The sequence below is a fragment of the Pseudomonas sp. B21-010 genome (genome assembly GCF_024749325.1).
Lineage (GTDB): Bacteria > Pseudomonadota > Gammaproteobacteria > Pseudomonadales > Pseudomonadaceae > Aquipseudomonas > Aquipseudomonas kilonensis.
The window spans coordinates 5,280,460-5,304,090 of sequence record NZ_CP087198.1; the positions used below are offsets into that span (position 1 = coordinate 5,280,460).

At 59.5% G+C, this 23,631-nt stretch carries 22 protein-coding genes; 11 read left to right on the top strand and 11 right to left on the bottom strand.

Going from position 1 to position 23,631, the window contains the following annotated elements:
* Nucleotides 1-57: 57 nt before the first annotated feature.
* From LOY50_RS23455 to LOY50_RS23465, 3 genes are all read left to right on the top strand, one after another.
* The gene (locus LOY50_RS23455; RefSeq protein WP_258689315.1) at nt 58-960 is read left to right on the top strand and encodes a LysR family transcriptional regulator; all 903 of its coding nucleotides are present in this window, start codon (nt 58-60) and stop codon (nt 958-960) included.
* Nucleotides 961-1,195: 235 nt separating this feature from the next.
* Nucleotides 1,196-2,209 carry a diguanylate cyclase gene (locus tag LOY50_RS23460; RefSeq protein WP_258689317.1) on the top strand — a complete coding sequence of 338 codons (1,014 nt, stop codon included), beginning with the start codon at nt 1,196-1,198 and terminating at the stop codon, nt 2,207-2,209.
* 104 nt (nt 2,210-2,313) lie between these two features.
* A complete protein-coding gene (locus tag LOY50_RS23465; protein ID WP_258689318.1) occupies nt 2,314-3,018 on the top strand; it encodes a hypothetical protein in 705 nt (234 codons plus the stop codon).
* A 319-nt stretch (nt 3,019-3,337) separates the two neighbouring features.
* Here LOY50_RS23465 and cyoE read toward each other — a convergent pair whose 3' ends face one another.
* The 6 genes from cyoE to LOY50_RS23495 all read right to left on the bottom strand — a co-directional run bounded on the left by cyoE (nt 3,338) and on the right by LOY50_RS23495 (nt 9,469).
* Nucleotides 3,338-4,225 carry a heme o synthase gene (gene cyoE, locus LOY50_RS23470; protein WP_003178131.1) on the bottom strand — a complete coding sequence of 296 codons (888 nt, stop codon included), beginning with the start codon at nt 4,223-4,225 and terminating at the stop codon, nt 3,338-3,340.
* Between the two features lie 11 nt (nt 4,226-4,236).
* On the bottom strand, nt 4,237-4,572 hold the full coding sequence (cyoD, locus tag LOY50_RS23475; RefSeq protein WP_003205394.1) for a cytochrome o ubiquinol oxidase subunit IV: 336 nt from the start codon (nt 4,570-4,572) through the stop codon (nt 4,237-4,239).
* Nucleotides 4,573-5,199: a cytochrome o ubiquinol oxidase subunit III gene (locus tag LOY50_RS23480; protein ID WP_003205395.1), complete on the bottom strand. Its 627-nt coding sequence runs from the start codon at nt 5,197-5,199 to the stop codon at nt 4,573-4,575.
* Nucleotides 5,200-5,202: 3 nt separating this feature from the next.
* Nucleotides 5,203-7,233: a cytochrome o ubiquinol oxidase subunit I gene (gene cyoB, locus LOY50_RS23485; protein WP_003205396.1), complete on the bottom strand. Its 2,031-nt coding sequence runs from the start codon at nt 7,231-7,233 to the stop codon at nt 5,203-5,205.
* A 3-nt stretch (nt 7,234-7,236) separates the two neighbouring features.
* A complete protein-coding gene (gene cyoA, locus LOY50_RS23490) occupies nt 7,237-8,184 on the bottom strand; it encodes a ubiquinol oxidase subunit II (protein WP_253477985.1) in 948 nt (315 codons plus the stop codon).
* Between the two features lie 775 nt (nt 8,185-8,959).
* Nucleotides 8,960-9,469 carry a disulfide bond formation protein B gene (locus tag LOY50_RS23495; protein WP_003205398.1) on the bottom strand — a complete coding sequence of 170 codons (510 nt, stop codon included), beginning with the start codon at nt 9,467-9,469 and terminating at the stop codon, nt 8,960-8,962.
* Nucleotides 9,470-9,883: 414 nt separating this feature from the next.
* Between LOY50_RS23495 and LOY50_RS23500 the strand changes: the two genes are divergently transcribed.
* Entirely contained in the window at nt 9,884-10,831 is a 948-nt protein-coding gene (locus LOY50_RS23500) for an IS110 family transposase (RefSeq protein ID WP_258688304.1), read from the top strand.
* A 267-nt stretch (nt 10,832-11,098) separates the two neighbouring features.
* On the opposite strand, the gene hmpA is transcribed toward LOY50_RS23500, so the two are convergent.
* Complete coding sequence (hmpA, locus tag LOY50_RS23505; protein ID WP_258689319.1) at nt 11,099-12,280, bottom strand: NO-inducible flavohemoprotein; 1,182 nt, start codon at nt 12,278-12,280, stop codon at nt 11,099-11,101.
* Nucleotides 12,281-12,432: 152 nt separating this feature from the next.
* Here hmpA and norR point away from each other — a divergent pair, with 152 nt between their 5' ends.
* From norR to LOY50_RS23525, 4 genes are all read left to right on the top strand, one after another.
* Nucleotides 12,433-13,989, top strand: coding sequence for a nitric oxide reductase transcriptional regulator NorR (gene norR / locus LOY50_RS23510; RefSeq protein WP_258689320.1), 1,557 nt, complete (start codon nt 12,433-12,435; stop codon nt 13,987-13,989).
* A gap of 199 nt (nt 13,990-14,188) precedes the next feature.
* A complete protein-coding gene (locus LOY50_RS23515; protein WP_014340109.1) occupies nt 14,189-15,091 on the top strand; it encodes a chemotaxis protein CheV in 903 nt (300 codons plus the stop codon).
* 261 nt (nt 15,092-15,352) lie between these two features.
* Nucleotides 15,353-16,102, top strand: coding sequence for a YkgJ family cysteine cluster protein (locus tag LOY50_RS23520; RefSeq protein ID WP_253477991.1), 750 nt, complete (start codon nt 15,353-15,355; stop codon nt 16,100-16,102).
* 211 nt (nt 16,103-16,313) lie between these two features.
* The gene (locus LOY50_RS23525; protein ID WP_258689321.1) at nt 16,314-17,285 is read left to right on the top strand and encodes a D-glycerate dehydrogenase; all 972 of its coding nucleotides are present in this window, start codon (nt 16,314-16,316) and stop codon (nt 17,283-17,285) included.
* A 53-nt stretch (nt 17,286-17,338) separates the two neighbouring features.
* Here LOY50_RS23525 and LOY50_RS23530 read toward each other — a convergent pair whose 3' ends face one another.
* On the bottom strand, nt 17,339-18,235 hold the full coding sequence (locus LOY50_RS23530; protein WP_258689322.1) for a DMT family transporter: 897 nt from the start codon (nt 18,233-18,235) through the stop codon (nt 17,339-17,341).
* A 136-nt stretch (nt 18,236-18,371) separates the two neighbouring features.
* Between LOY50_RS23530 and LOY50_RS23535 the strand changes: the two genes are divergently transcribed.
* Complete coding sequence (locus LOY50_RS23535) at nt 18,372-19,247, top strand: helix-turn-helix domain-containing protein (protein ID WP_253478001.1); 876 nt, start codon at nt 18,372-18,374, stop codon at nt 19,245-19,247.
* Between the two features lie 274 nt (nt 19,248-19,521).
* Here the strand turns inward: LOY50_RS23535 and LOY50_RS23540 are convergent, their stop codons facing one another.
* The gene (locus LOY50_RS23540) at nt 19,522-19,932 is read right to left on the bottom strand and encodes an HPF/RaiA family ribosome-associated protein (RefSeq protein ID WP_253478003.1); all 411 of its coding nucleotides are present in this window, start codon (nt 19,930-19,932) and stop codon (nt 19,522-19,524) included.
* A gap of 507 nt (nt 19,933-20,439) precedes the next feature.
* On the opposite strand from LOY50_RS23540, the gene LOY50_RS23545 reads away from it, so the two are divergent.
* A complete protein-coding gene (locus LOY50_RS23545) occupies nt 20,440-20,757 on the top strand; it encodes a DUF3509 domain-containing protein (RefSeq protein ID WP_214512505.1) in 318 nt (105 codons plus the stop codon).
* On the opposite strand, the gene LOY50_RS23550 is transcribed toward LOY50_RS23545, so the two are convergent.
* On the bottom strand, nt 20,754-21,254 hold the full coding sequence (locus tag LOY50_RS23550) for a phosphate-starvation-inducible protein PsiE (protein ID WP_047699631.1): 501 nt from the start codon (nt 21,252-21,254) through the stop codon (nt 20,754-20,756). The genes LOY50_RS23545 and LOY50_RS23550 overlap by 4 nt on opposite strands.
* Before the next feature lie 334 nt (nt 21,255-21,588).
* On the opposite strand from LOY50_RS23550, the gene LOY50_RS23555 reads away from it, so the two are divergent.
* The gene (locus LOY50_RS23555) at nt 21,589-21,849 is read left to right on the top strand and encodes a YebG family protein (RefSeq protein ID WP_003205410.1); all 261 of its coding nucleotides are present in this window, start codon (nt 21,589-21,591) and stop codon (nt 21,847-21,849) included.
* 67 nt (nt 21,850-21,916) lie between these two features.
* Here the strand turns inward: LOY50_RS23555 and LOY50_RS23560 are convergent, their stop codons facing one another.
* On the bottom strand, nt 21,917-23,308 hold the full coding sequence (locus LOY50_RS23560; protein ID WP_058543599.1) for a PLP-dependent aminotransferase family protein: 1,392 nt from the start codon (nt 23,306-23,308) through the stop codon (nt 21,917-21,919).
* Nucleotides 23,309-23,631: the final 323 nt, after the last annotated feature.

The following is a 23,631-nucleotide window of genomic DNA, read 5'->3' on the forward strand; positions in this document are numbered from 1 at the left end:
CCACCAAGGCTGGATAAACGCTGCTTTACTTCAATCATTTAAAAGCTGAGCTTGATAATGGACGTGTTCCAGGCGATGACCGTGTACGTGAAGGTGGTAGAAACCGGAAGCCTGACGGCGGCGGCCCAGGCGTGCGAAATGTCCACCACCATGGTGGGCAATCATCTTCGTGCACTGGAGCAACGTCTCGGCGTGCGCCTGATCAACCGTACGACGCGGCGCCAGCGTCTGACCGAGTTCGGCTCGACCTACTACCAACGCTGCCTGGAAGTGCTGGGGCTGGTGGCCGATTCCGAGCGCCTGGCCGAACAGACCCAAGGCGAGCCCAACGGCACCCTGCGCATCACCGCGCCCCTGACCTTCGGCACCGAGCGCCTGGCGCCGGCACTGGCCGAATTCAGCCAGCGCTTCGCCCAGGTCAAGCTCGACGTGGTGCTGACCAACCAGCGGTTGGACCTGCTCGAACATGGATTCGATGTCGCCATCCGCCTCGGCCATCCCGACCCGAAACTGATTGCCCGTCCGTTGATGGACTACACCCTGACCATCTGCGCCTCCCCTGCCTACCTGGCTCGGCGCGGCACACCGGAAAAACCCGCGGACCTGCAGCAGCACGACTGCCTGTCATTCGCCTATTCGGCAGCAGACGAATGGCGCTTCGCCCAGGATCACTGGCCGATCAACGGGCCGGAAGACGAGATCAAGGTCCCGGTAAACGGCCCGATGCTGATCAACAGCTCCTCGGGCCTGCATCGCGCCGCCTTGGCCGGGATGGGCGTGGTCATGCTGCCCGATGCGCTGGTGGCCCAGGACCTGAAGGATGGACACCTGGTGGCGTTGTTGCAGGACTACCAGTTGCCACATCGTCCAATGAGCCTGATGTACGCGCAGGATCGCTACCGTTTGCCGAAACTGCGCAGTTTTGTCGAGTTCGCGTTGGAGAAATGGGGCAAAACCTGAGGATGGGCTCGATGAGCGTTGGATGAAGACAAATCCCGTGGCGAGGGAGCTTGCTCCCGCTGGGGCGCGAAGCGGCCCCGCTTTGGGGCTGCTACGCAGCCAGCGGGAGCAAGCTCCCTCGCCACAGTTCAGGTGTTCACCCGAAGCGCCTCCCCGCTAGTGACCCCGCCCCCCATCAACTACTCTTCCTCCTTGGACGCGCATTTTGATATCAAGGCTGATTGAGGGAACGACGATGGGAGATGCCTCGAACATCGATATGCTGCGGTTCGACCTGTCCGATCTGGACGAAGGCGTACTGCACACAATCCTGGAACTGGTCAGCGATGGCATCTGGGACTGGAATGCCAACACCGGCTTCGTCTACCGCAACCCCGGCTGGTACACGATGCTTGGCTACCTGCCTCATTCTCTGGACAACACCGTGCTGACCTGGGAGAGCGTGATCCACCCGGATGACTATCCACGGGTCATGGCGTTGTTCGACGACTACCTGGAACACCGATCCCACGTCTACCAGGCCGAATACCGCTGCCGCACGCGCGATGGGGCCTACATCTGGATCGAGGATCGCGGCTATGTAATCGCCCGTAACCCGGACGGCACGGTGGCGCGCATGATCGGCGCCCATCGCAGTATCGATGACAAGAAACGCCTGTTCGAACAGCTGGAACGGCGCAACAAATCCCTGGAAGCCGTGATTGAAGAACGCACCCGCGAACTGTCCCGGGTCAACCATCAGTTACAGATCCAGCTCGACGAAAACCGCAAGCTTGCTGAAACCGACGCCCTGACCCGGGTCGCCAACCGTTATCGCCTGGACCAGGCGCTGCCGCTGGCCTGTGAGCGCGCGCAGCGTTTTCGCGAACCGTTGTCGCTGATCGCCATGGACGTGGATGATTTCAAGGACATCAACGATCGCTACGGCCACGCCTTTGGCGACGCAGCGTTGATACAAGTGGTGCAGAGCGTCAAGCGCTGCGAGCGCGGCGGCGACTTGCTGGTTCGCTGGGGCGGTGACGAATTCATCATGATCTTGCCCAACACCAGCCTGGCCGACGCCCGCCTGCTGGCTGAGAGCATTCGCCGGGGCCTGTCCGACCTGCTGCCGGTGGGCGACTTCCAGATCACCATGAGTTTTGGCGTGGTGCAGCGACTCGAGGACGAACAGCACGCGGTGTTGCTGCACCGGGCGGACCAGGCGCTGTATCGCTCCAAGATGTCGGGCAAGAATGTGATTTGTGAATGAGCTCCGACCGTGACAACACCGCCCGCGTCCAATAGATTAGGCGACCGGAAAAAAGCTCAATGCCTTTCTCGCCTCATCCCGCTAACAGAAGTAGTGAAATTTCAATGTCCGATTCCAACACCGCTGAATCCGTAGTCACCCTGTCGTCCAAAGCGGAATACGAAAACTCCATCAATCTTTCACAGCATCTGCCCCAGGCCAAAACCATCAGCGAAATGGTCCTCGATGCGTTCCAGTCGAATCGCGAAAGCGACCAGATCCGCGAACTGCGCAACGCCATCCGTCAGGCTCACGATGCGTTCGACGACGACAAGGCCTACGAACTGATGGGCCAGCTCAAACAACTCAAGGACGCCGAAACCGCCGATTTCGCGGCCCTGGAAGACCTGAGCAGCCGCTTCCCGATCAGCCGCATCCTCTCCAGCTACAAGGACGATCCGTCGTTCCAGGAACTGGTCTACGGCCTGGCCCTGAAAGTACTGAACCAGACCCACCAGGCCATCAGCAACCCGAGCGGCAGCAAGGGCAAGGCCTCGCGGGCCAAGAAGGAAGCCGAAGTGTTTGTCATCAGCAAGGACGGCATCAGCGTTACCCTGCCCCTGCGCACGCCACGCTCCAAGCCGAACGTCGACCGCGAGGCCTTCGAGTTCCTGGGCTTCAATTTCGTAGGCGAAGGCGACGAAGCCGAGCTGGAAAGCGAAACCTTCCTGGACAATGACGGCACCGAACAACAGGCCACCCGCAAAAGCATCGTCACCGCCCTGCAACAGCAAAAGGCATTCGACGGCTACAGCATCGCCCAGCAATAAGCCCAGGTTGAGTTTCCCCTGTGGGAGCGAGCCCGCTCGCGATGACGCCGGCACATTCAGCATCCAGGCAAGCTGACCCACCGCTTTCGCGAGCAGGCTCGCCCCCACAGGAGTTCTGTGCCGAACATAGAATTCAAGCCCTCTGAAGCTCCAGTGTGGGAGCGAGCTTGCTCGCGATAACGCCGGCACATCCAGCATCCAGGCAAGCTGACACACCGCTATCGCGAGCAAGCTCGCTCCCACAGAAATCCGAAGTAACACCCAAGAAAAAGCCCCGCACTTCTCTCGAAGGCGGGGCTTTTCTTGTGGCGTCTGAAGCTTAAGGCGCGTAGGTCAGCAGCAGCTCACTTGGCACCTTGAAGTCCAAGGACATCATGACGCTCAGGGCGGTGATGGTGAAGATCGAGAACACGAACAGCTTGCGTGCCCAGACCGTGTCATCCACCGCCTTGTAGCCGGTCCAGGCCATGTACAGCCAGTACATGCCCATGGCGGCGGCGACGGCGAGGTAGCTCATGCCGGCGTAGCCGCTGAACGTCAGCATCAACGTCGCCACGAGGAAGGCCAGGATGTAGAGCAGGATGTGCTTCTTGGCCACCCGGATACCGCGCTTGACCGGCAACACCGGAATCGAGGCCGCCAGGTAGTCGTTGAAGCGGAAGATCGCGATGGCGTAGGAATGCGGCATCTGCCACAGGCTGAACATCACCAGCAGCGTCAGCGCAGCCATGTCGAAGCTGTTGCTGACCGCCACATAGCCGATCACCGGCGGCATCGCCCCCGACAGGCTACCCACCAGCGTGCCGTGGACCGACTTGCGCTTGAGGTACAGGCTGTAGAGGCCGACGTAGATGACAAAACCGATCACCGCGAACAACGCCGCCAGCGGATTGGCCACCCAGTACAACAGCGCCACGCCGGCCACGCCCAGCACCGTGGCGAACGCCAGGGCCAGTTGCACCGGAATCAGGCCCTGGACCAGCGCCCGATTCTTGGTGCGTTCCATCTTGATATCGATGTCACGGTCGATGCAGTTGTTGAACACACAACCGGACGCCACCACCAGGGAAGTGCCGATCATCGCCGCCAGGAAGATGGCCAGATCGACATGCCCTTTCGAGGCCAGGAAAAACCCGCCTGCCACAGAAAGCACGTTACCGAAAATGATCCCCGGCTTGGTGATTTGGATAAAGTGCTTCAGGGACATCCGGACTTTCCTCAGTGCGCCATCATGTTGGTGTGGATGCTGAACATGATCCACAACGACAGGCCAACCAGCAGGACAATCACGATCGCGGCAAAGACAAACGCGACCACGTTGTTACGTTGGGCGGCGGAGCGGTCCAGGTGCAGGAAGTACACCAGGTGCACCAGTACCTGGACCACGGCGAAGATCAGTACGATCCACAGGGTCAGGCTCTTGGGCAGCGATGGGTACATCACCAGGCCGAACGGAATGACGGTCAGGATCACCGACAGAATGAAACCGATGGCGTAGGACTTGACGCTGCCGTGGCCGGCGTCGTGGCCATCATGGGAATGTGCGTTAGCCATTTACAGGGTCCCCATCAGATAAACAACGGTGAATACGCAGATCCACACCACGTCCAGGAAGTGCCAGAACAGACTCAGGCAGCTCAGGCGCGTCTTGTTGGTGGCGGTCAGGCCGTTTTTCTGGACCTGGTACATCATGATCGCCATCCAGATCAGGCCGCTGGTCACGTGCAGGCCGTGGGTGCCGACCAGGGTGAAGAACCCGGACAGGAAACCGCTGCGGTTAGGGCCGTAGCCCTCGGAGATCAACATGTGGAACTCGTTGATCTCCATGCCGATGAAGCCGGCACCGAACAGGAAGGTCATGGCCAGCCAGCCCAGTACCTGGGTTTTCTTGCCCTTGAACAACGCCAGCATGGCGAAGCCGTAGGTGATCGAGCTGAACAGCAGCAGCGCGGTTTCGCCCAGTACGTACGGCAGTTCGAAGATGTCGTGGCCCGATGGGCCACCGGCGACGTTGTTAACCAGCACCGCGTACGCTGCGAAGATCGACGCAAACAGAATGCAGTCGGTCATCAGGTAGAGCCAGAAACCGAATACGGTCATCTCGCCCGAGTCGTGGTGATGGTCATCGTGCCCATGGTCATGACCATGGGCGTGTCCAACAGTGGTCACTAAGTTCGACATGGTTTAAGCCTGTTCCAACGAGGTTTCAACACGGGTGGCGGTGGCAGGGACTTTCCCGGCCGCTACCAGACGTTTGTGCTGCTCGGCTTCGATGCGCTCGATGACATCCACCGGCACCATGTAGCCCTGATCGTCACGGGCAGCATGGATAGCGAAATACACCACGGTGCCGACCAGGCTGGCGATGGCCAGCCACCAGATGTGCCAGATCATCGCGAAACCGAACACGGTCAGCAGCGCGCCCATGACCACACCGGTAGCAGTGTTGTTGGGCATGTGGATCGGCTCGTACTTGGCCGGGACCGGGTACGCGGTGCCGTTTTCCTTGGCTTCGGTGAACGGGTCGATGACGTCTGCTTTTGGCAGCACGGCGAAGTTGTAGAACGGCGGTGGCGAAGAGGTCGACCACTCCAGGGTATGGGCATTCCACGGGTCACCGTGGTCGCACATGTTCTCTGGCTTGTTGCGATCGCGCACGCTGACATACAACTGGATCAGCTGGCAGGCGATACCAACAGCGATCATCACCGCACCGAACATGGCGACGTACAGGTACGGCACCCACTCAGGGTTGGTGGTGGTGTTCAGGCGACGGGTCATGCCCATGAAGCCCAGTACATAGAGCGGCATGAACGCGACGAAGAAGCCGGTGATCCAGAACCAGAACGCTGCCTTGCCCCAGCCTTCGTGCAGCTTGAAGCCGAACGCTTTCGGGAAGTAGAAGGCGAAACCGGCGATGTAGCCAAACACGGCGCCACCGATGATCACGTTGTGGAAGTGCGCAATCACGAACAGGCTGTTGTGCAGCACGAAGTCAGCACCCGGGATGGCCAGCAATACGCCGGTCATGCCGCCGATGGCGAAGGTCACCATGAAGCCCAGGGTCCACATCACGTGGCTGGTGAAACGCAGACGGCCCTGATAGATGGTGAACAGCCAGTTGAACAGCTTCACCCCCGTCGGGATCGAAATCAGCATCGTCGCCAGGCCGAAGAAGGCGTTGACGCTGGCACCCGAGCCCATGGTGAAGAAGTGGTGCAGCCAGACCATGAAGCCCAGTACCGAGATCGCGCCGCTGGCGTAGATCATCGAGTGGTGGCCGAACAGTTTCTTGCCGGAGAAGGTCGAGATGACTTCGGAGAAAATCCCGAATGCCGGCAGGATCAGGATGTACACCTCAGGGTGACCCCAAGCCCAGAACAGGTTCACGTACATCATCGGATTGCCACCAAGTTCATTGGTGAAAATGTGGAAATCCATGTAGCGGTCAAGCGTCAGCAGGGCCAGGGTAGCGGTCAGGATCGGGAAGGAAGCGACGATCAGGACGTTGGCCCAGGTGCAGGTCCAGGTGAAGATCGGCATGTCCATCAGCTTCATGCCCGGGGTACGCATCTTGACCACGGTGGCCAGGAAGTTGACCCCCGTCAGCGTCGTACCCAACCCGGATAGCTGTAGCGCCCAGATGTAGTAATCCATCCCCACGCCCGGGCTGTATTGCAGGCCCGACAGCGGCGGATAGGCAACCCAACCGGTCTTGGCGAATTCGCCAACGCCCAGGGACAGGTTGATCAACACCACGCCGGATACCAGCAGCCAGAAGCTCAGGGAGTTCAGGAACGGGAAGGCAACGTCACGAGCACCGATCTGCAGTGGTACTGCAAGGTTCATCAGGCCGGTGAAGAATGGCATCGCCATGAAGATGATCATGATCACACCGTGGGCGGTGAAGATCTGGTCATAGTGTTCAGGCGGCAGGTAGCCAGGCGAACCCTCGGTGGCCATGGCCAGCTGGGTACGCATCATGATGGCGTCGGCAAAACCACGCAGCAGCATGACCATGGCGACGACGATGTACATCACGCCGATTTTCTTGTGGTCGACCGACGTCAGCCACTCGGTCCACAGGTAGGTCCACTTCTTGAAGTAAGTGATCCCCGCGAACAGCGCCAGACCGCCGAGTGCGATGATGGCGAGGGTCACCATGACAATCGGCTCGTGGAACGGGATCGCTTCCCAACTTAATTTACCAAACATCGTTTACTCCTCTGCCCCGGCAGCTGAATGCGAACTCATGTCCATCCCTTCCATGTTGTCGGCCACTTCCTTCTCGTTCTTCTCGTGGTGCATCGGCTTGCCCGGATTCATCCCTTCATACTTGTCGATGATGGTCTGGAACAGGTTCGGCGTAACCGACGAGTAGAGTTCGACTGGGTTGTTCTGGCTCGGTTTGGAAAGGGCTTCGTATTCAGCTTTTTCAAGCTGTTTAGGTGCCTTCTTCACATCGTTGACCCAGGCGTCGAAATCTTCCTGGGTCGTGGCGATTGCTTTGAACTTCATGCCGGTAAAACCCGCGCCACTGTAGTTGGCGGAGATACCGTCGAGTTCGGCGTTCTGGTTGGCGATCAGGTGCAGCTTGGTCTGCATGCCCGCCATCGCGTAGATCTGGCCGCCCAGGCCCGGGATGAAGAACGAGTTCATCACGGTGTCGGAAGTGACCTTGAAATTGATCGGCGTGTGGGCCGGGAACACGATCTTGTTGACCGTGGCAATGCCTTGTTCCGGATAGATGAACAGCCACTTCCAGTCCATGGAGACCACTTCAATGGTGATCGGCTTGACGTCGGAATCCAGCGGACGATACGGGTCCAGGGCGTGGGTCGACTTGTAGGTGACGTAACCCAGGGCAATGATGATCAGCACCGGAATGGTCCACACCGCGACTTCGATCTTGGTCGAATGCGACCACTTCGGCGTGTAGGTGGCGTTGGTATTGGTTGCGCGGTACTTCCAGGCGAACAGGAAGGTCATGACGATGACCGGCACAACGACCAGCAACATCAGCAGCGTAGCGGTGATGATCAGGTTTCGTTCATCCAGGCCGACCTGGCCCTTGGGATCGAGCAAGGTCATGTTGCAGCCTCCCAGCAGCAACGTGCCGAGCAGCGGCAACAAGCCTAGTAATCGGGGGTACCTGTTTTTACTCATCTCACGACCTCTAAAGCAGCTTGCGCAATGCAGTTGGGTTTTGATCGCCAACACTTCACCCTGCCAAGGGTTGGCATTTTCTTGGATTGAATAAGGGCTGCCCGTCGAACGTCAGCGGCTGTTCGACACATCCTGGGCCAGCAGTGAGTTCTTATTCGTTGGTCAAAGGCCTAGTTCAAGCCCAATTCCATTTGGTGCGGGTAGTTGGAGGCACCGACACCTGGGGTCGCATGGGGCGCTGGCGCCCTTCGACCACTCTCGTGCTCAAGCTTGAGCCGGGTCGGAAAATCGGTGCGGGCGATTGTAGTGAGCTGAGGCGCTGTAGACCATGTCTCATCTCGAAATAATTTTTATCCGATCCGGCAACAATCTTTCGCAGATATTGCAACAAGCCAGCATGTTATCGAAATTAATTCTCAACAAGAACCCCAAAAAACGTAGGGCTACTATGCCCGATTTAGACAGTTCGGGAGGATCGCGAGGAGGTTATTTACCCGGCAAGCGCCCAGTTTTCGGGGGCTCTGGCACCTGACGCTTCGCTGTTAGAAATGCCTGCTGCAGGTAATAGACAGGTTGCGAAGCCAGACGGTTTTTTATTACAGGAAGGAGCGTCTAATCGCCCCTGAAAAGGCTGAGCGCCTCAAGATATGTGACAACATGTCGCACATTGTCGCAGGCTATTCTTGCCTCGGATCAAGGACGGTCCGGCTCAAGAGTGAAACGCAAAACGCCCCGGTTCTCCAGGAGAGAAACCGGGGCGTTTCATCAAGGCGCTTCAGCGAATCTGTTTGCGGTTACGTGACACCAGCAACGGCACCAGCACCACCGTCAACACGAAGGCCACCAGTGCCCACTGCGCCAGGGACAGCCCCAGGATCGGTGGGTAGGGGGTGGAGCAAAAACCATCGACCTGGAACCCCAGCGGAAAGATCTTCGCCAGCGGCAGGTCATCGACAATCGGTTGCAACACGTCGATGCCACAACTGACCGCCGGGAAGAACTGGGTGTACACGTGATGCCCTGCCACACCGGCACCGGCCAGGGCGCTGAGCACCACCAGGCCTTCGAAGATCGTCAGGCTGCGGCGGGTGCGCATGGCGGCACCGATGAAGGCGAAGATCGCGATCAGCAACAGCGCATAGCGTTGCAAGATACACAGCGGGCACGGCGCCTCACCGAGGGCCACCTGCATATACAGCGCGCCGCCGATCAGCGCCAGGCAGATCAGCCCCAGCAGCACCAGATAGCGCCGCTCACGGCCTAAGCGCATCATTTCCTCACTCATTGCGTTTCCCTTTGTCTGCATGGATCGACGCGCGGCACGGCAACACTCGGGCGCGCGGTCGGATGCCCGAAGTCTACACGCAGACCATGACAGTGAACGAGCAGCGGGCGTCGACATTGAAGGGGAATAGACCGCAAGAAGGTTAAGTGCGGATTAATTCTGGCAGTTGGACAAGGATGGACTTGCCGCCGCCATCGCGAGCAAGCTCGCTTGTATGGTAGGACTTGAAGGGAGGAAGAGGGACAAAGCTCGATTCTGACTGTTCGCGCAGTACAGACCGTGGGAGATTTCACCCCTCCTCCTTTCACCCAAGCGCCGATAAAGAATGCATCTGGCCTAGACCGACGATAGGAACAAGCCTGCGCCTCTGGGTGAACCCTTCAAGTGTTCAAACCTTAGCCCGGAGGATTTTCAATGGCAATGCCGGTTTCTGTCGCAAAGCCGATCGTGGGTGTTGATGTCGCCAAAGATGAGTTGGTGATTTATCACGCAGAAACAGATCGACTGGAAGCGATCCCCAACACCAAAGCTGCGATCAAGAAGTGGCTCAAGGAGCTGCCCGCGCCAGTGGATGTCGCCATCGAAGCCACCAATATCTATCACCAGGAATTCGCCGACCTGGCTTATGCGCAAGGTTGTGTGATCTACATGATTGGCGGCTACGAGCTCAGCCATTACCGCAAAGGTGTGAAAGTTCGCGCTAAAACCGATGCGCTGGATGCTCGGTTGTTGGCTCGCTACTTGAACAACGAAGGCCACCAGTTGCACCCGTGGACCCCGCCATCGCCCCTGTATTGCCGGCTTATAAGCCTTTTCCGGCGCCGGGCAGCCTTGGTTCAGGCGCGTGTCAGCCTCAAGCAAAGCTGGTCAAACGAACCGTTGCTCAAAAGTGCCTTTGAGAACCAGATAAAGGCCATGCAACGACTGGAGGTCTTGCTTGAAAAAACAATCCAGACGCAGTTGGAAGCAGCGGGCTTGGGTGCTCAACTCAAGCGTTGCATGAAAGTCGAAGGCATTGGCCTGTTGAACGGTGCTCGTTTGCTCACGTCGTTTCAGCGTGGGGATTTCAGAAACGCCGATGCCTTCATCGCTTTTCTGGGCCTAGACCTGCGTATATCGGATTCAGGGAAAAAGAAGGGCCGCCGCTGCCTGTCTAAGCGAGGTGACCCAGAGGCACGTCGACTGATGCACAACGCCGCAATGTCGGCGAGGCGCACAGCGGCATGGAAGGGTTTTTATGAGGCACTGAGGGCCCGGGGACTCAGCACAACCGAAGCATTAGTGGCACTGGCCCGCAAGCTTGCTCGAGTGGTATTCGCCCTGCTGAAGAACCAGAGCGAATACTTACCGAAAGGCATTTAAGGGGTAGCCCCGCACCATAGAATCTCCCACAGTTTTTTTGTGGTGTTCATAAGAATCGTATCCACCGCAGATCCCTTGTGGGAGCGAGCTTGCTCGCGATAGCGGTGGGTCAGCTTGCATTGATGTTGAATGTACTGACGCCATCGCGAGCAAGCTCGCTCCCACAGCTCTTTTGCGGTGTTCACGAGAATCGTGTCCACCACAGATCCCTTGTGGGAGCGAGCCTGCTCGCGATGAAGGCAACCCGGTCTCTCGGTTAGCGCGACCTTATTCCAGCGCCGCCGCCGGGCCGAAGAATTCGTAACGGCTCTGCTGGTCCGGCACGCCCAAGGCCTTGAGGTGGCGTTTGACGGCACCCATGAAGCCCTTCGGCCCGAGGAAATAGGCATCCAGGTCACGCTGTTGCGGCAGCCATTGCGCCAGTTGCTCCTGGCTCAACAACCCCACCTTGTCGGCGGCCGGGCTCAAGCCGTCGTCTTCGTCGTAGCAGTAGAAGCGCTTGAGCTGCGGATGCCGCTTGGCCAGGTCGTCGATCCAGTCGCGGAAGGCATGGGCACGGCCGTTGCGCGCGCAATGAATGAAATGCACCGGCCGCTCGGTTTGCAGCGCCGCCTGCAACATGGCCAGGGTCGGGGTGATGCCAACGCCGCCACTGATCAGCACCAGCGGTTTATCGCTGGCAGTCAGGTAGAAGTCCCCGGACGGCGGGAACAACTGGATGCGGCTGCCGACGTCGAAATGATGATGCAGATGGTTGGACACCCGTCCGCCCGGCTCGCGCTTGACGCTGATACGGTATTGACCATTGTCCGCCAGGGCTGACAGTGAATAGTTGCGGCGCACTTCCTCGCCATCAAGCATGAGCTTCATGCCGATGTACTGGCCCGGCTCGGCCAACAGGATCGGGCCCTTGTCCGTCGGTTCAAAGTAAAACGAAGTGATCTCCGAGCTTTCCTGCACCTTGGCCGTCAGGATGAATTCGCGCTCGCCACGCCAGCCGCCCGGCGCCTCGGCCTTCTTGTCGTACATGCCAGCTTCGGCGCCGATCAAGATATCGGCCAACTGGTTGTAGGCTGCGCCCCACGCTGCAATCACTTCGGGTGTGGCGATCTCCGCGCCCAGCACTTCGGCGATTGCTCGCAGCAGGCACGAACCGACAATCGGGTAATGTTCCGGCAGGATCTGCAGGGCAACGTGCTTGTTGACGATCTTCGCCACCAGGTCGCCCAATTCATCGAGTTGGTCAATGTGCCGCGCATACATCAACACACCGTTGGCCAGGGCCCGCGGTTGATCGCCACTGGCCTGGTGAGCCTGGTTGAACAACGGGCGCACCTGCGGGTATTCGGACAGCATCATGCGATAGAAGTGAGTGATCAGCGCCTCACCACCACTTTCAAGCAACGGAACGGTGGAGCGAATGATGGCGCGTTCTTCTCGACTGAGCATAAGGTGACTCCTGGCGTATGACCGATAACAGTTAGGTACGCCTTATCAGTTTTCATGCCATAAATTTTTTCATTTAAAATCAGCACGTTAAAAACAATGTAGTCATATCGACACGGCCAGTCTTATAGTCGTTACGACTACATGGAGTCATTATGACCGCAACCGCCCTGCTGACCTCCCTGCTGCCACTGGTGGCCGATCTGTCCCGCGAACTGCCTGAAGGCGAACGTTATCGGCGCCTGCTCGGCACCTTGCGAACCCTGCTGCCTTGCGATGCGGCGGCGTTGTTGCGCCTGGACGGCGACTGCCTGGTGCCGCTCGCCGTGGATGGCCTGAGCACCGATACACTGGGCCGGCGATTCCGGGTCAGCGAACACCCGCGCTTCGAAGCGCTGCTGGCCAACCCGCAGCCCACCCGCTTCGCCGCCGACAGCGGCCTGCCCGATCCGTACGACGGACTGGTCGAGGGACTCGCCGAGCATCTGGAAGTTCATGACTGCATGGGTTGCCCGCTGTTCGTCGACGAGCGGCCCTGGGGCCTGCTGACCCTGGATTCGCTGGATCCGGAGCGCTTCGAGCCCATCGACCTGAGTGCCCTGCAAGCCTTCGCCAGTCTCGCCGCCGCCACGGTCAGCGCCGCCGAGCGCATCGAGCGCCTGGCCCTGAAGGCCGAGGACGAGCACCGTCGCGCCGAGGTCTATCGCCAGGCCAGCGGCCAACAACCTCGCGACATGGTCGGCCAGAGCAAGGCCCACAAACGTCTGGTGGAAGAGATCGCGCTGGTGGGCAGCAGCGACCTGACGGTATTGATCACCGGCGAAACCGGCGTGGGCAAGGAACTGGTCGCCCAGGCCATCCATGCCGCGTCGAAACGTGCCGAGCAGCCACTCATCAGCCTCAATTGCGCGGCCCTGCCCGATACCCTGGTGGAAAGTGAACTCTTCGGCCATGTACGAGGTGCCTTCACCGGGGCCACGAACGACCGGCGCGGCAAGTTCGAACTGGCCGACGGCGGCACCTTGTTCCTCGACGAAGTGGGCGAGTTGTCCCTGACCGTCCAGGCCAAGTTGTTGCGGGTACTGCAAAGCGGCCAACTGCAACGCCTGGGCTCGGACAAGGAACACCGGGTCGATGTGCGCCTGATCGCGGCCACCAATCGCGACCTGGCCGAAGAAGTGCGCAACGGTCGTTATCGGGCCGACTTCTACCATCGCTTGAGTGTGTATCCGCTGCAGGTGCCGGCGCTGCGCGATCGCGGACGGGACGTGCTGCTGCTCAGCGGTTTTTTCCTGGAACACAATCGCTCGCGCATGGGCCTGGGCAGCCTGCGCCTGACCAGCGACGCCCAGGCCGCACTGCTGGCGTACGACTGGCCGGGCAATGTGCGCGAACTGGAACACCTGATTGGCCGCAGCGCCTTGAAGGCCTTGGGCCGGTGCGCGACGCGCCCGAAAATCCTCAGCCTCAGCGCCCAGGACCTGGATTTGCCCCAGGCACCTGTGGACAACCCCACACCTTCGTCCATCCTCCCGGTGCCGACCGCGCAGGGTGTAACGGGGGACTTGCGCGAAGCGGTGGACGCGTTCCAGCGCACGCTGATCGCTGCCTGCCTGGAGCGTCACCAACACAACTGGGCCAGCGCCGCCCGGGAGCTGGGGCTGGACCGGGCGAACCTGGGACGGATGGCAAAACGGCTTGGCCTGAAATAGTGGCTGGGGGTGCTTTTGTGGCGAGAGAGCAAGCTCCCTCGCCACAAAAAGCTATCCCGCACAAGGATCTTGTTACAACGATCCATGCTATTGACAAGCTTTCGTCCTAAAGCCTGTCCCCGACAAGTCGATAACCCAATATCACAAGCTGTTCTGGCGATCGCTATGCTCGCCCCACCTTTTTCCACAGAAGGTTTTTATGTCTTCCAACAAAGCCCGCGCAGATTCACTTTCGCTTCTGCTGTTTACTTTGCGCAGCGGCAAGCTGATGGCAATCAACCTGCTCAAGGTCAGCGAAATCATTCCCTGCCCACCCTTGACCAAGCTGCCGGAGTCGCATCCGCACGTCAAAGGCATCGCCACCCTGCGCGGGACATCGTTGTCGGTGATCGACCTGAGCCGCGCCATTGGCGAGCGACCGCTGGAAGACCCGGATGGCGGCTGCCTGATCGTCACTGACGTCAGCCGCTCCAAACAGGGCCTGCATGTGCAAGCGGTGAGCAAGATCGTGCATTGCCTGACCACCGACATCAAACCGCCGCCCTACGGCTCCGGCGGTGTGCGCTCGTACATCACCGGCGTGACCTCGGTGGACGGCACGCTGGTGCAGGTGCTGGACATCGAAAAGGTCATCCACGGCATCGCACCGGCACAGATCGAAACCGCGCCGACCGAACTGAGCATGGAAGACGCCGAGGTGCTGGGCAACGCACGGATCCTGGTGGTCGATGACAGCCAGGTCGCGCTGCAGCAATCGGTGCACACCCTGCGCAACCTGGGCCTGCAATGCCACACCGCCCGCAGCGCCAAGGAAGCCATCGAATGCCTGTTGGACCTGCAAGGCACGGCCGAACAGATCAACCTGATCGTCTCGGACATCGAGATGTCGGAGATGGACGGCTACGCCCTCACCCGGACCCTGCGCGAAACACCGGACTTCGCCCACCTCTACGTGTTGCTGCACACCTCGCTGGACAGTGCCATGAACAGTGAAAAAGCCCGGCTGGCCGGCGCCAACGGCGTGCTCACCAAGTTTTCCTCACCGGAACTGACCAAGTGCCTGATCACGGCGGCCAAGGCCGTTGCCGAGCAAGGTCACTGAGTCATATCGGTTGCTCGCTTCTGCGTTCCAGCGCGGGAGCGATCAGCGTCCGACAACCTCGGGCATACTCTTGTCCTGGCTTCCCGGAACAAGGCACCGAGTTGTGCCTCTACCGCAAAAAAACCAAAACCGCCTACGTGACCGAGTGGGACTCGATCGGCCCTGCCGCTACCAACCGGTGAGTGGCGCATAACTTGCTTCGCACGGTCCATCACGGCGTTTTTCTGTCGCCGTCCCCAGCCTTCTGCGACCGGGCGCTCAATGAACACAACGTTTTCCTGTGTAGGGTGCGGCAAATGCTGCACCGATCACCACGTCCCCCTGACCCTCGACGAGGCCCGGATGTGGGCGGACGACGGCGGCCAGGTGATTGTCCTGGTAGAAGCCTTCCTGCCCAACGGCCTCGGCCTGCCGGCAGGGCAACGCGAGCATGCCGAGCGCCGCTCGGCGGTGGTCCGCAGCGGCAGCACCGAGGCCCTTGTGGCGATCACCTTTGCCGCCTACAACGTCGGCCGTTGTCGGAATCTTGACGAAGAAAACCTGTGCCGCATCTATGAGCGTCGCCCCTTGGTGTGCCGCATCTATCCGATGGAAATCAACCCGCACATCCCCCTCAATATCGCCGTCAAGGAATGCCCTCCAGAGTCATGGGAAACCGGGCCACAGCTGATACTCGGCGGTGAACTGGTCGATCAGGAACTGGTCCGGTTGATCGAGCGTTCACGCCAGGCCGACCGTGAAGAGATCGCCATCAAGGACCGCATCTGCGCCGCCCTGGGCATCCGCACCACCGCGCTCAAGGGCGACGGCTTCACCGCGTATCTGCCGCAGATGAACGCATTCGTGGCCGCCCTCGATCAGGCACGCCTGCAACCTGCACAACAGCACGCCAGTGAATGGCAGTTCCACCTGTCTGGCGATGACGTGGCCCGCCAGGTATTGGCCAGCGGCGCGCGGGTGGTCACTGAGGCACCGGTCAATTACGCCTTTATTTCGCTGCGGGCGGCGTAGATATCCAAAGGATGAAGTAGAGCCCCTGTGGGAGCGAGCTTGCTCGCGATGGCGGACTGGCAGCCGACATCCATGTTGAATGGTCTACAGCGATCGCGAGCAAGCTCGCTCCCACAGGGGTTGGCTACATTCCCAATCAAACTCCCCCTCGCCTAACCCTCGCCAGGAATGTTAGCGTGCTTGGTATCTTCTCCCCGATGAGCCTTGCACGATGAAAAAAACCGTACTTGCCTTCAGCCGTATCACGCCCCAGGTGGTCGAGCGCCTGCAACAGGACTTCGACGTGATCGTGCCAACCCCGTCCAAGGGCGATATCAACGCACAGTTCAACGAAGCCCTGCCCCACGCCCACGGACTGATCGGGGTCGGTCGCAAGCTCGGGCGCGAGCAACTGCAAGGCGCCGCGAACCTGCAAGTGGTATCCAGCATATCGGTGGGCTACGACAACTATGACCTGGCCTACTTCAATGAGCGCGGGATCCTGCTCACCAACACGCCCGACGTACTCACCGAAAGTACCGCCGACCTGGCCTTCGCCCTGCTGATGAGCAGCGCCCGGCGCGTGGCCGAACTGGACGCCTGGACCAAGGCTGGCCAATGGCAGGCGACAGTCGGCCCGCAACTGTTCGGCAGCGATGTACATGGCAAGACCCTGGGTATCGTCGGCATGGGCAACATCGGCGCGGCCATTGCCCGGCGTGGCCGGCTGGGGTTCAACATGCCGATCCTCTACAGCGGCAACAGCCGCAAGACCGAACTGGAAAACCAATTGGGCGCACAATTTCGCGAACTGGACCAGTTGCTGGCCGAAGCGGACTTCGTCTGCCTCGTCGTGCCATTGAGCGAGAAGACCCGCCATCTGATCGGCCAGCGCGAATTGGGCCTGATGAAACCGAGCGCCATCCTGGTCAACATTTCCCGGGGCCCGGTGGTGGATGAACCGGCGCTGATCGAAGCCCTGCAGAACAATCGCATCTGCGGCGCCGGGCTGGATGTCTACGAGAAAGAACCGCTGGCCGAATCGCCGCTGTTCCAGTTGAAAAACGCCGTCACCCTGCCCCACATCGGCTCAGCCACCCACGAAACCCGCGCCGCCATGGCCGATCTGGCTGTGGATAACCTGCGCAGTGCATTGCTGGGCGAGCGACCGAAGAACCTGGTCAACCCGCAAGTCTGGAAATAGAACACACTGTGGCGAGGGAGCTTGCTCCCTCGCCACGGGATTATCGCTAGACGTTATGTCAGCGCGACTTTCGCGGCCACTGGCCGCGGCTTGCGAAACACCAGCACGTTACCCAGCATCACCAACACCAGCCCCACCAATGCCGGCGCCGTCCACTGGTAGCCCTCGACAAACGCCGAGACGTTCAACGCCACCACCGGGAACAACACGGTGCAATACGCCGCCCGTTCCGGCCCCATGCGTCCCACCAACGTCAGATAGGCCGTAAAGCCGATCACCGAACCCGGGATCACCAGGTACAACAGCGAGCCGATGTAGCGCGTGTTCCATTCCATGTCGAACGGGATGCCTTTGAACGCACACCACACCGCCAGCATCGCCGCGCCATAAGCCATGCCCCAGGCATTGGTGGTCAACGGCTTGAGACCGGCCTTCTGTTGCAGGCTCGACAGCATGTTGCCTGCCGAGAAACACAAGGTGCCCAGCAGCGCCAGCGCCAAGCCAAGCAAGGTTTGCGGGCTTGCGCTATGGCCGGCCAGTTCCGGCCAGAACAGCAGCGCCAGCCCCGAAAGCCCCAGGGCGCCACCCAACAGCACGTTACGGGCAATCCGCTGACCGAAGAACACGCGGGCATTGAGGGCGTTCCAGAGCGTGGCGGTGGAAAACACCACAGCGACCAACCCACTGGGAATCCACTGGCTGGCGGTCAGGAAGCACATGAAGTTGATGCAGAACAGGCACAGGCCCTGGGCAACGCAAATCAAATGGCCGCGCCGGTTCATCACCTGCAAGCGCCGGCTGAGCAAGAGCATCGCAAACAGGATCAGGGCCGCAAGGCCGAAGCGATAGACAATCGACACGGGAATGGCGACGACGCCCAACTGCAATTTCAGGGCAATCCAGGTGGTGCCCCAGATGAGCACCGTAAGCAGATACAACGAGAGGTTCATGGGGACGGCTCCTGACAATGACGTTCAGTGTCCCGCTGTCATTGACCCGGCGCTTGCATAAACTTGCGGTTTTTTCCGCAGGCTGGCTGGCGTGGATCGGCCGACGGAGTAGGATGCAAGCGTTGGAGAACCGATCATGTCCACACTGCAAACCCTGCAAGTCTTTCAAGCCCTCAACAGCTCGCCCAATGCTCGCCTGGAGCACAGCGCCGAGCTCGGGGACGGCTTGGCGGCCGCTTTGTGGAGCAATCACCACGACGCCCAGGACTACGAGGCGCCGACTCACCATACGCTGTCATGCTACATCGCTGGCGGCACCGGTACGTTTCGCCGCGAGCGGCCCGACACCACGGGCGCGCCGGGCAAACTCTGCGTACTGCCCGCCGGACATCAATCGGCCTGGGTCATCAACGGCGACATTCGCCTTGCCCACCTGTATTTCAGCGCTGAACAATTCGCCCTGGGGTGCGTCACGCTGCTGGACCGCGAACCGCGGCAGGTGCAACTGCACGAGGAGACCTTCCTCGACGACCCGCGACAGGCACAGCGTTTTCGCCAGTTGATCGCGCTGAACTGGGACGAGCCCGGTGAACGCCTGCTGACCACTAGCCTGGCCCATGACTTGCTCAATCATCTGCTGCTCAGCCAGGTCGGCCAACGCCAGGGGCTTCGCCTCAAGGGCGGCCTGGCGGCTCACCTACGGCGGTTGCTGGTGGATTACGTCGACAGCCACTTGGCCGATGCCATCAGCCTCGGCCAATTGGCGGCGCTGTGCGCGTTGTCCGAATACCACTTCGCGCGGATGTTCCGCGAAAGCTTCGGGCTGCCTCCTCATCAATATGTGCTGGCCAGACGCTTGACCTGCGCGCGGCATTTGCTGCGCACCACTTCACAACCGTTGGGCGAGGTGGCATTGGCCTGCGGATTTGCCAGCGCCAGCCACTTCACCAATCGATTCCGTCAGGCCCTGGGCGCAACGCCTGGGGAGTATCGGCAGGCGTTCTTGCGCTAGCGCCGGCTATTGCCATCGCGAGCAAGCTCGCTCCCACACTTGATCCATGGCGTTCACAAAATCCCCACTCAACACAATCCCTTTGTGGGAGCGAGCTTGCTCGCGAAGGCGTCAGGACATTCAACAACCCTGCAAACTGACCCACCGCTTTCGCGGGCAAGCTCGCTCCCACAGGAGAATGTGATCAATGCAGAAGCGGAAACCAAACCAATAAAACAAAACGGGCCTGCGATTGCAGGCCCGTTTTTCAGTCGCAAGTGAAATGAACGAGGTTTCAGCCGTGAAGCGCGGCCCGTTCGTTCTCCAGGAATTCTTCTTCCAGCAGCGCATCGGCCAGGGCTATGGACTCAGTCGGCGTCGAATCGACGGCGCGCTTGCCGCGCAGTTTGCCGAACAAATGCTCCAGGGCATTTTCAAGTTTGGTGGCCGCGCCTTCGATCGCCAGTTCCAGCGATTCGGCCTTGTGCGTGACGGAAATCGGCTGATGGCCCTTCGGCCGAGCTTCAAGCTGGCAACGCAGGTCATGGGGACCTGGCTTGTCGCCGTTCTCGTCCCGCAAATGAACCTCGACCCGTGTCAGGTCCTCTTCATAACGTTCGAGCGTGCTTTCGATGGTAGTACGTACCCACTCCTCCAGTCGGATGCTGCTTTGAATATGGTTGTCGCTGTTGACTTGGATTTGCATAGTTCATCCCTTATTTCAGCTAGCTCGCCGGGGGCCGTCGACGTTGATGCAACGGCCCCTTGAATACAGAGTCGGGCTGGCGGAAGAACAATTCAACCCCTAAAAAAAGATAAATATTCATACGCAAATAAAGCCAGACAACAGGCAAAAGCGCTGTTAATGTTGGGAGTTACCCCTTCCCTGCCTACCCACCGTAAATCGCCTCCCCTCCTGCACCGTCAGCGAACATCCGCGCTTTATTGCCCCGAAACGGGCAGCGACCACAGCCGCATTCCAGAGCGTTTGGCGCCCAGGCTCCGTGATCATTGTCCGACAGTTTTTCCGGCATGCCACTTGCTAACTCCCTGCAGGAGCTGCCGCAGGCTGCGATCTTTTGATCTTGGGCCTGCCTGGCCCCTGGAATCTTGAGCTGAACACGATCATGGAATGGCCGGTGGTCCGGTGTTGCGAACTAATCCCGATCATGGCCGGTCAACAACTGCACGTTCAATCAGGCGGTGACGCATCATGGACAACCCTTTTCAGATCATTACCGACGCCTTTGCGCCGCATTATCAAATCAACCTGAGCATTCAGGGCCTGGACGGCAGCATCATGCTGACCCTGTCCAAGAGCGGGCGCATCGTCGCCAAACGCATGATCAGCGCCTTGCAGCGCAACGACCCGGAGCGCCTCAAGCGCCTGGTGCAAAGTATCCAGTTCGGCATCGCCATCGAGCAGGGCCACAGCGCCGTGGCCATCCTCGAAGCCATGACCGGCGGTGACAGCATCAAGCTGCCACCACCGCACGCGCAGGGGCCGGCGTCCTCTGCCGCCGGGATCTAGATTTCTCCTTTCTCCACCTCGGCATGTTCGCTGGAACCCGCGCCGACCTTACGGTGCGGGTGCTCGATCTTCACCGAGGGGAACTGCGACGAAGCGTAGCGCACCACCAGGATCGAAAACGCCAGCAGCAGGATGCCACCGCACAAGTAGATGATCCCCAGGTCTGGCGGGCTGTGATGGGAAACGTTGGAAATCAGCAGCCGCGTCAGCGCCGTGATCGCCACGTAGATCAGAAACCGCACCGGCATGTGGTTGGTCTTGAAGTAGATCCCGACCATCGCCCCCAATTCCAGGTAGATGAACAGCAGCAGGATGTCATCGATCTTGATGTGTCCTGCTTCGATCATCTGCAAGAATTCCATCACCGCCGCCCACGCGGTCACCGCACCGATGGCGAACAGCGCCAGGTAGTGGAAGGTCTCGACGAACAGGTTTCCCAGGGATTCGGCCAGTTGATGGACGTTCTGGCGCAGGTTCTCGGCCCAGTTGATTTTCACGATGTAGTTTCCTTAGGTCGGCTCGACCGGATGATGCGGGTTGGACGTGACGGTTGTTCTGCATGCAGAAAAAAGGCCAGCGACTGGGGTGAGATGGCGATAGGCTGGTATTCGGCACTTTGGGGAGCTTCATGCGCCTGATCGCGAGCAAGCTTTGCTCCCACACAAGCTTTACTCCCGCAAGCCTTGCACCCACAAGCTTTGCTCTCACATGCCGAAACCGGTCTACATTAAAAAGCCACTATCCAAAGCAAGAGGATTCGCTTATCCTTTTGCCTGTATATAAATACAGTAGTCACAAAGACAACCAATGTGAAGGCATGTGAGGTGGTGAATGGCCGTCGAAGTGGTATACCGCAGCAGCCGAGATCTGGAGCGCTTGTTCATGGATAAAGCCGAAGCTGACCGTCATGACAAAATGCTGGAACTCGCCGAATTGCTGGCAGAGGTGTTGCAAAAAGCCGTTCCATCGCTGAGCGAGCAACAGGTCGAGGAAGCCGGGATCTATATGGCGAAGAATCGTGATGTGTTCGCCAAGGCATTCAAGAGCCAGCCGGACGCCTTGTCCGAACTGCTCAATCCGTCGGACGAATAACTAAAAAAGATCGCAGCCTTCGGCAGCGCCTACACCGCGTAGGAGCTGCCGAAGACTGCGATCTTTTTCAGTAATAACGACGTGGGTCTGAATCGATCAGGCTCGCCAGTTTGGTCAGGGCGAAACGCAGTTCGTCCTGGCTGGTGGGGGACATCAACACCAGCCGTACACAGCGGGTGGTCCCTGAGCGCTCAGCCTGGAACTGGGTGCCGCTGAGCACCAATACGCCGTTGGCCCGGGCGAGCATGGTGAACTCGTCGCTGGTCCATGGCTCCGGCAGCGTCAACCAGACGTGATAGGAATATGGCTGGGTCTTGAGCTCGAAATTGGCAAAGATTTCCCGGGCGATCGCTTGTCGCCCCGCCGCCTCGTTGCGCTGGATGCGAATCAGTTTCTTGTCCAGGCCTTCGGTAATCACATTGCTGGCCAACTGCGCGGTCAATGGCGACGGCATCCAGACGCTGCTGCGCACCATCGAGGTCAGGCGCGACAGCAGTTTCGGCGGGCTGTAGATATAACCGACGCGAAGCGCCGGCATGACCGATTTCGACAGGCTGGTCAGGTACACCGAACGGTCCGGCGCAAAGGCCGACAGTGGCTTGATCGACGGATCGGTGGCCAGGAAGCCATAGATATCATCGTCCAGGATGATGAAGTCGAATTCCTCGGCAAGCGCGGCGATCTGGGCCCGACGCTTCTGCGACATGATCGCCGCCGTCGGGTTCTGGCAGGTCGCCACGCAGACCAGCATCGCCGGCTTCTCGCGCAGGCACAGTTCGCGCAACGCTTCGGGAATGATGCCTTCGTCATCCATTGGCACGCCACGCAGGCGACGCTCAAGACCGTGGGCCAGGGAAATGATGCCCGGGTAGCAAAGCGCTTCGCAGAGCACCAGGTCGCCGGCGTTGGTCAGGGCGCTCATCGCCACCATCAAGCCATGCTGTGCCCCTGCGGTAATCACCACTTGCTGCCATTGTGCGTCGGGCAATGAATGACGCAACCATTGCGCCCCCGCCTCGCGATGCGCCGGGTGACCGCCATCCGGCGCGTAATCCAGTGCGCGAGCGAAATCGGTGCTCTTGGCCATGCCCACCAGGGCGCCACGCAACCAGTACTCCAGGGTTTCGCTGTAGGGCTTGATGATCGAAAGATCGAGCAGTTCGGATTGCCCCAGGTTCAGTGGCGCGGCAGCACTGTTGCTGGCCGGCAGCTCCAGCTGCTTCTGATTGAGCACGTAGGTGCCACGCCCCACTTCCCCCTGCACCAACCGACGCCGATGAGCCTCGCTATAGGCCCGGCTGATGGTGCCCGGCGTGACATTCAAGGTAGTGGCCAGCTCCCGCAAGGTCGGCAGGCGATCGCCCTCGTTCAGCACGCCGTTGTTGATATCGCGCGCCAACGCATCGGCAATCGACAAATACATCGGTTGGCTGAACTCGCTTAGCTGGGGAACCCACATGAATGATCACTGCCCATCGTAGAAATGATGAATATCCGAGCATATCACATGGAGGTTAGGCAACTAATAATTCGACACAATCGACACATTGAATCGATTGATACGATTATTGAATCGTTTCTCAATGCGACATTGAGAATTTTTTACAATAAAAAATATCAATTAAAATCAAATAGTTAACTCATGAAAAGCGCGAAAACAGCCCGTCATAGCAGAAAAATATCTCGTAACAATCCCGCCCCCTATTGAATCAACTCAATTCATTCAAATACACTGATCTCGAATCGAAGCAATCGACTCAATCATTCACTGCGCGCTCCTGT

Excerpts from the sequence above, each read along its gene's own strand:
- LOY50_RS23495 (WP_003205398.1), bottom strand. The coding sequence starts at position 9,469 with ATGAGTGAGGAAATGATGCGCTTAGGCCGTGAGCGGCGCTATCTGGTG.
- LOY50_RS23455 (WP_258689315.1), top strand. The coding sequence starts at position 58 with ATGGACGTGTTCCAGGCGATGACCGTGTACGTGAAGGTGGTAGAAACC.
- LOY50_RS23480 (WP_003205395.1), bottom strand. The coding sequence starts at position 5,199 with ATGTCGAACTTAGTGACCACTGTTGGACACGCCCATGGTCATGACCAT.
- cyoB (WP_003205396.1), bottom strand. The coding sequence starts at position 7,233 with ATGTTTGGTAAATTAAGTTGGGAAGCGATCCCGTTCCACGAGCCGATT.
- cyoD (WP_003205394.1), bottom strand. The coding sequence starts at position 4,572 with ATGGCTAACGCACATTCCCATGATGGCCACGACGCCGGCCACGGCAGC.
- LOY50_RS23515 (WP_014340109.1), top strand. The coding sequence starts at position 14,189 with ATGTCTTCCAACAAAGCCCGCGCAGATTCACTTTCGCTTCTGCTGTTT.
- LOY50_RS23530 (WP_258689322.1), bottom strand. The coding sequence starts at position 18,235 with ATGAACCTCTCGTTGTATCTGCTTACGGTGCTCATCTGGGGCACCACC.
- hmpA (WP_258689319.1), bottom strand. The coding sequence starts at position 12,280 with ATGCTCAGTCGAGAAGAACGCGCCATCATTCGCTCCACCGTTCCGTTG.
- LOY50_RS23525 (WP_258689321.1), top strand. The coding sequence starts at position 16,314 with ATGAAAAAAACCGTACTTGCCTTCAGCCGTATCACGCCCCAGGTGGTC.
- LOY50_RS23560 (WP_058543599.1), bottom strand. The coding sequence starts at position 23,308 with ATGTGGGTTCCCCAGCTAAGCGAGTTCAGCCAACCGATGTATTTGTCG.
- LOY50_RS23520 (WP_253477991.1), top strand. The coding sequence starts at position 15,353 with ATGAACACAACGTTTTCCTGTGTAGGGTGCGGCAAATGCTGCACCGAT.
- LOY50_RS23465 (WP_258689318.1), top strand. The coding sequence starts at position 2,314 with ATGTCCGATTCCAACACCGCTGAATCCGTAGTCACCCTGTCGTCCAAA.
- LOY50_RS23500 (WP_258688304.1), top strand. The coding sequence starts at position 9,884 with ATGGCAATGCCGGTTTCTGTCGCAAAGCCGATCGTGGGTGTTGATGTC.
- LOY50_RS23555 (WP_003205410.1), top strand. The coding sequence starts at position 21,589 with ATGGCCGTCGAAGTGGTATACCGCAGCAGCCGAGATCTGGAGCGCTTG.
- LOY50_RS23535 (WP_253478001.1), top strand. The coding sequence starts at position 18,372 with ATGTCCACACTGCAAACCCTGCAAGTCTTTCAAGCCCTCAACAGCTCG.
- cyoE (WP_003178131.1), bottom strand. The coding sequence starts at position 4,225 with ATGTCCCTGAAGCACTTTATCCAAATCACCAAGCCGGGGATCATTTTC.
- LOY50_RS23545 (WP_214512505.1), top strand. The coding sequence starts at position 20,440 with ATGGACAACCCTTTTCAGATCATTACCGACGCCTTTGCGCCGCATTAT.
- LOY50_RS23460 (WP_258689317.1), top strand. The coding sequence starts at position 1,196 with ATGGGAGATGCCTCGAACATCGATATGCTGCGGTTCGACCTGTCCGAT.
- LOY50_RS23540 (WP_253478003.1), bottom strand. The coding sequence starts at position 19,932 with ATGCAAATCCAAGTCAACAGCGACAACCATATTCAAAGCAGCATCCGA.
- cyoA (WP_253477985.1), bottom strand. The coding sequence starts at position 8,184 with ATGAGTAAAAACAGGTACCCCCGATTACTAGGCTTGTTGCCGCTGCTC.
- norR (WP_258689320.1), top strand. The coding sequence starts at position 12,433 with ATGACCGCAACCGCCCTGCTGACCTCCCTGCTGCCACTGGTGGCCGAT.